The following is a 5,626-nucleotide window of genomic DNA, read 5'->3' on the forward strand; positions in this document are numbered from 1 at the left end:
GCTTCCTCTAACATTTCCTCAAAATTTAAATATTTAAAAAATGTCTCAATATCGAATGCCTCGGTATTGTTTTTATCTTTGAGGCTACTTTTTTGCAAAATCTCTTCATCGCTTAGCCCATTGCCACAAAGAGCTTTATATCTATCTATTTTCATATTATAGAAATTTAATATTTTGATGTCCGGTTCTAGCTTGGTACATTTTTTATCGTTTGGCATATAACCGAAAAATTTTATAAAATCTTTTTCTTTTGAAATATCTGATAAACTTACTTTATAATTTGAATTTTTATCTTCTTTTGCTAGTCTTACTCTCATTTTTCCCCTACCATTCTTTATATTTTAATATCTTTTCTCCATAGCAGTAATCATTCATATGGTTTATGTAAGACTCCTTCTCTTTTATAGACATGGCTGTATTATTCATACAATTGTTGCGAGCTACAATAAAGTCATCTTTATCAGGCAAGCCATCTATATTATGTTTTATTAATAATTTTAATTTATCTTTATACATCATATCCCGCGGAAGAAAAGTATAAATAGATCTTTTAAATATTTCTTTGCGCTGAAATGGAATGCTGCTATTACTTAAATAATACAAAGGGCCTTCATATGCTTTCGGTTTCATACCTTCTTGTAGCATCATATCGGCAATTTCTATCAAATTACTATATATTGCATAGTTTAATGGATAAACAGGATCTTTTGAGTGATCGTGATTGATTAGACACTCAGTACGTAATTTTATATCTATATTGTTGCCAACTATGATTTCGGTGTCGTCAGAATATCTAGGGCAAACTATATAGCCCTGCACCATTTTGACTTCTTCAAATTTAACCCCGTTGTCTAAAAGCAGTCTTACCGCTTTAGTAGCATTATTTTCTATCGCATAAGCCATAGCGGATAGCTTGTATTCGTCTTTTTTATGTATATCCGCACCTAGCTTTATAAGCTCTTGAGTGGTATTTGTATCATTCCAAAAGCTAGAATACATCACGGGCGTTACCCCTCCGTGCATAGTATGATCGACGGATAGATTATTATCTTTCATAAATTTTAAAATTTTATCAGTTTGCTTGCTTTTTAAAAGCCTTTTTAGCTCTACGTCTATGGCGGGTTCTTTAAATACGTTTTTCGGGTTTGAATTGTAATCTATATCCCAATGTCTAAATGCAAAACTTTGCATCTCCGCTTCGCTTACATACTTATCAAGCCCCGCTTCTTTAGTAGCATCAGAGCCTATCGTAATAGTGTAGTGAGATTGAGATTTATGAAGTCCTACTCTTCCGCTTATGAATAGATACAAAATAAGGCAAGCAAAAACTGCGATGAATTGCAATATGGCTTTTAAATATTTCAAAATTTCCCCTTAGAATTAATTAGGAGGATTATATCTTAAATCAAATTAAATCGAAATTTTACGCGGCGGGCGGGTAAAATTTTATACAAATTTAGCCCGCAAGCCTTGAAATCTGAGCAAGTTTGGAAGATAAATGCGTATTTAGAATTTTAATTAGCTTTATTCTAGATCGCTCAAAAGATCCGCCAAACTCACGTCGGATAGGGATTTTTTAAAATCATTCTGAATGCGCGCAAAGCGCGGCGCGAGTACCGCCTCGATCTTGCCGCCCACAGGGCAGGCGCTAGGCGAGCCTTTGTGCAGGCGAAACATCGCGTCCTCCTCGCTCACCGCCTCGTAAATGTCTAAAAGCGTAATGAGCCGCACGTCGCGAGCTAGCGTGATGCCACCCACGCCCGCAGTCGTGAGCACCAAGGCCGCGTTTTTTAGCTGCGAGATCAGCTTACGCGCGATGGCGGGGTTTATCCCCGAGCTTGCGGCGACGAAATCGCCCGTGACCTTCTCCTCGCGAAAATACGCGACGCAGAGCATGATGTGAACCGCGAGTGAAAATTTTATACCTACTTGCATAACCGGCCTTGATTTAAATTTAAAAACCGCACGTTGGTTTCGTGCGGCGTTATTTTAGCTAAATTACGCAAAATTTTAAACTCACGCTCTCTCGCCGACTGCGGTAAAGCGTTTTTGCACGAAATTTCTATTTTTTAGCTCGTCAATGATCGCGATCGCAAGATCGGCGTAGCTGATATAGCTCTCGTTTTGCGAGTTTAGTATGACGTGATCGTTGCCAAGGACGTATTTGCCGGTGCGAGCGCCATCTGCGTCGTAGTCTCCGGCAGGCGAGATGTATGTCCAGAGTACGCCCGTTCTACCTTTTAGCTCAAAAAACGACTCCACCGTAGCCTTTGCGACGCCCATATACTCAGGCGGGAAGCCCGGCGTATTCATAGCCATAGTGCCTTTATCGTCCACGTATAGCGTACCCGCGCCGCCAACTACGATGAGCCTTGTATCGCTACCTTTTAGAAGATCTGCAAGGTGGGCGGCCACTTTTTTGTGAAGTGGGAAAGTTTCTGGCGTCCAAGCCGCAAAGGCGCTGATAACGGCGTCAAAGCCCTCCAAATCGGCTTTGCTAAGCTCAAAAACATCTTTATAAACGACTTTTACGTCGCCATTTTTATACTCTTTGCTTCGCACGATAGCCGTTACGTCATAGCCTTGCTTTAGGGCTTCTTGCACCAAATTTGAACCTGATTTTCCGTTTGCTCCGATGATTGCTACTTTCATTGTTTCTCCTTTAAATTTGATTTGTTTGATCGCACAGCCGCTGCGGTTAATGCGCTCGCACATTTGGCACCGTATGCCGCGCCTCGCAGTTTAAAATTTACGCTCGCGTTTTATCGCGCGCCTTGCGAAATTTACAGCCAGCTTGGCTTTACATCGTCATTTATCACGCCGTCGCCGTTAGTGTACTGCTCCAGGCTGCCGCGTTTGGCTTGGATACAGATATATTTCATCCCCTGCGCGCCCGCCTTAAAGCATCTCTTGCCCGCCGGATCGATGCGGATAGCGTCGCCCTCGCCCACCGCCGTCTCCTCACCGTCGATGAAAAGCGTGCCGCCGCCTTTTAGCACCAAATAAAGCTCCTCGTTTTGCTTGTGCGAATGCACGAACGGCACGCTCGCGTTTGCGGGAAGTTCGTTGATAGAGAGCTCACAGCCGCTTAAATTTAAAGCGTCTTTCAGCTCGACTCTCGGCTCATTTTTCGTTGAAACGATCTTGTAGTTTGACATCTTTTTCTCCTTAGAAATTTTTTGTTGTAATGCTATAACTTACAACTGATGAGCGAAGTATAGTCAAATTTTGTTGTAATGTCAATAGTTACAGCAGAAATTCCGCAAAATTTGACGCAAATTTTAAAATCAGCTAGAATCCGTGCGATTTTAACCGAAGGATTTTTATGCAAAATAGCGCATTTAAGACGCTAACGCTCATCGCAAAGAAAAATTTTAAAAAGCTGTTCTTGACGTTTAGTCTAGTTTTGGCGGAAAACGGGCTATTTCTCGTTTATCCCGTACTAGCCGGCATCGCCATAAACGCCATCGTAGCGGGCGATACGCTTTTAGCACTTAGCTACTCGTGCATGGTGTTCGTGGGTTGGGGGCTTGGCTCGATTAGGCGGCGCGTGGATACGCAGGTATTTACTAGGATATATGCAGGACTTGCCGTAAGCGTGATAATGAACGAAAAAAGAGCCGCAAAAGACGAAAGCGCCGTAATCGCAAGAGCAAATTTATCTCGCGAATTCGTGGATTTTTTTGAGCAGCATTTTCCCGTGTTTTTTACCTCGGTCGTATCGATTTTCGGCTCGGCGATCATGCTTTTATTTATCGAGTTCTACGTGGATTTAGCTGTTTTTGCCCTGCTCGCGGTTTTTGGAGTTTTGCTACCCAAATACATCGCCAAAAACGACCGCTTGTATCTAAAGCTAAACAACCAGCTAGAGCGCGAGGCAGGACGCATAAGCGCAGGCGATGAGCGTACGCTAAAGCGCCACTACGACGTACTTTCAAAGCTTCGTATCCGCATCTCAAACAGAGAGGCGATGAGCTTTTTTATCATCGGCGCGAGTGCGGCGGCGATTTTTAGCTTGGCGATATTTATACTATCACACAAGCAGGCAAACGCGGGCCACATCTACTCGGTGCTCACCTATCTTTGGACGTTTGCGATCAGTCTTGATGACGCGCCGAGGCTGATATAGGAGTTTAGCAAGCTAAAAGACATCGGTAAGCGCGTAGATGCCGGACTAGAAGGCGATATGGATAAAATTTAAGCGCTTTTTTGAGGTATAATTTAACTAAAATTTGCCCAAAAGCGAGGTCAAAATGCACGAAAATCACGCCCACTGTGCGCATTCGCACGCGTTAAACAAGGTCGTTTTGAGAAATTCCTTCCTTATGATATCCGCTTTTATGCTGATCGAGGTCGCGGGCGGCTTGGCGACGAACTCGCTCGCCCTGCTCTCCGACGCCGGACACATGCTATCAGACGCCGCGGCACTCGGGCTTTCGCTATTTGCATTTAAATTCGGCGAACGCAAAGGCAATCTGCAAAAGACCTTCGGCTACAAGCGGATAGAAATTTTAGCCGCGACGATAAACGCCCTCGCCCTCGTCGCGATCGCCGTTTTGATCGTCATCGAAGCGGCGCGGCGCTTTCAAAACCCGCCCGAAGTAGCCACCGCGGGCATGCTTGCTATCAGCATGCTGGGTCTTGCCGTAAACATCATCGTGGCGCTTTACATGCTGCGCGGCGGCGACGTGAGAGAAAACGTCAATATGCGCGGCGCCTATGCGCACGTACTGGGCGACGCCCTGGGCTCGGTAGGCGCGATCGCGGCGGCACTGCTGATGATGTGCTTTGGCTGGGGCTGGGCGGACGCGGCGGCTAGCGTGCTCGTGGCCGCGCTCATCGTAAAAAGCGGCTGGGGCGTGCTAAAAGACAGCCTAAACATCCTTATGGAGGGCTCGCCAAAGGGTGTGTGCCTGGACGGGCTCGTCGCTCAGATCAGGGGCGTAGACGGCGTACTTTCGGTGCACGACCTGCACGTCTGGAGCATCACGAGCGGCGCAAACGCACTCACGGCTCACATCGTGGTCAGCGGCGAGCTGCGCGTGCGCGAGGCGGAGCGGATCTTGCGCGACATATCGCACGAAATGGAGCATCTGGGCATCACGCACACGACGCTGCAGCTTGAAAGTAGCGATAACGAATGCGACGGCGAACTCATCTGCGAAGTAAGATCAAGCGGCGATGGCGGGCATTTGGGGCATAGTCATTAAATTTTTGGATTTGAAATTCCGCTCAATTTAGAATTTAGAATTCCGCTCGGTTTAAAATTTAAAATTTGGCTTGAGTTTTAAATTTTAAATTTGCCCGCGCCGCGAGATTTCGGAATTTTAAAATTTTGAGGTTTCAAATTTTAAAATTTTGCGCTCGTTATGAAATTTTAAATCCATTCGCGTAGTGGAATTTTAAAATTTCTCTTCGCGGACGCCATTTTAAAATCAGGCGCTGTACGCGCAAAATTACAAATTTTACGCAACGAATCGCCGTACCATTTAAAACGGCACCTATGCGTTGCGGAATTTTTAAATTTAACCAAGCATATCGCGCCTCTAAATTTTAAAATTCCATGCCGTAAATTGAGCTGTAAATCGAGCTGCAAATTTAAACTACGCATCAAAATTTTGGCTAA

Annotated in this window: 7 protein-coding genes; 2 read left to right on the forward strand and 5 right to left on the reverse strand. The window is 44.8% G+C overall.

The window, feature by feature from the left end; all coding sequences use genetic code 11:
* From Q0620_RS02485 to Q0620_RS02505, 5 genes are all read right to left on the reverse strand, one after another.
* On the reverse strand, positions 1-317 hold a 317-nt coding region (locus Q0620_RS02485; protein WP_298783077.1), incomplete at its 3' end, for a hypothetical protein.
* 7 nt (positions 318-324) lie between these two features.
* Positions 325-1,365: an ankyrin repeat domain-containing protein gene (locus tag Q0620_RS02490; protein ID WP_298783078.1), complete on the reverse strand. Its 1,041-nt coding sequence runs from the start codon at positions 1,363-1,365 to the stop codon at positions 325-327.
* A 159-nt stretch (positions 1,366-1,524) separates the two neighbouring features.
* A complete protein-coding gene (locus tag Q0620_RS02495) occupies positions 1,525-1,935 on the reverse strand; it encodes an Rrf2 family transcriptional regulator (RefSeq protein ID WP_297942112.1) in 411 nt (136 codons plus the stop codon).
* 81 nt (positions 1,936-2,016) lie between these two features.
* Positions 2,017-2,652, reverse strand: a complete 636-nt coding sequence (locus tag Q0620_RS02500) for an NAD(P)H-binding protein (RefSeq protein WP_298783080.1) — start codon at positions 2,650-2,652, stop codon at positions 2,017-2,019.
* A gap of 131 nt (positions 2,653-2,783) precedes the next feature.
* Complete coding sequence (locus tag Q0620_RS02505) at positions 2,784-3,158, reverse strand: cupin domain-containing protein (RefSeq protein ID WP_298783081.1); 375 nt, start codon at positions 3,156-3,158, stop codon at positions 2,784-2,786.
* Positions 3,159-3,325: 167 nt separating this feature from the next.
* Between Q0620_RS02505 and Q0620_RS02510 the strand changes: the two genes are divergently transcribed.
* Positions 3,326-4,129, forward strand: coding sequence for an ABC transporter six-transmembrane domain-containing protein (locus Q0620_RS02510; protein WP_298783082.1), 804 nt, complete (start codon positions 3,326-3,328; stop codon positions 4,127-4,129).
* 124 nt (positions 4,130-4,253) lie between these two features.
* Entirely contained in the window at positions 4,254-5,210 is a 957-nt protein-coding gene (locus Q0620_RS02515; protein ID WP_298783083.1) for a cation diffusion facilitator family transporter, read from the forward strand.
* The last annotated feature ends 416 nt before the right edge of the window (positions 5,211-5,626 follow it).

Origin of the sequence: uncultured Campylobacter sp. (assembly GCF_938017615.1) — a bacterium.
GTDB lineage: Bacteria > Campylobacterota > Campylobacteria > Campylobacterales > Campylobacteraceae > Campylobacter_B.

Coding starts and splice junctions, on each gene's coding strand:
- Q0620_RS02500 (WP_298783080.1), bottom strand. CDS start 2,652: ATGAAAGTAGCAATCATCGGAGCAAACGGAAAATCAGGTTCAAATTTG.
- Q0620_RS02505 (WP_298783081.1), bottom strand. CDS start 3,158: ATGTCAAACTACAAGATCGTTTCAACGAAAAATGAGCCGAGAGTCGAG.
- Q0620_RS02495 (WP_297942112.1), bottom strand. CDS start 1,935: ATGCAAGTAGGTATAAAATTTTCACTCGCGGTTCACATCATGCTCTGC.
- Q0620_RS02510 (WP_298783082.1), top strand. CDS start 3,326: ATGCAAAATAGCGCATTTAAGACGCTAACGCTCATCGCAAAGAAAAAT.
- Q0620_RS02515 (WP_298783083.1), top strand. CDS start 4,254: ATGCACGAAAATCACGCCCACTGTGCGCATTCGCACGCGTTAAACAAG.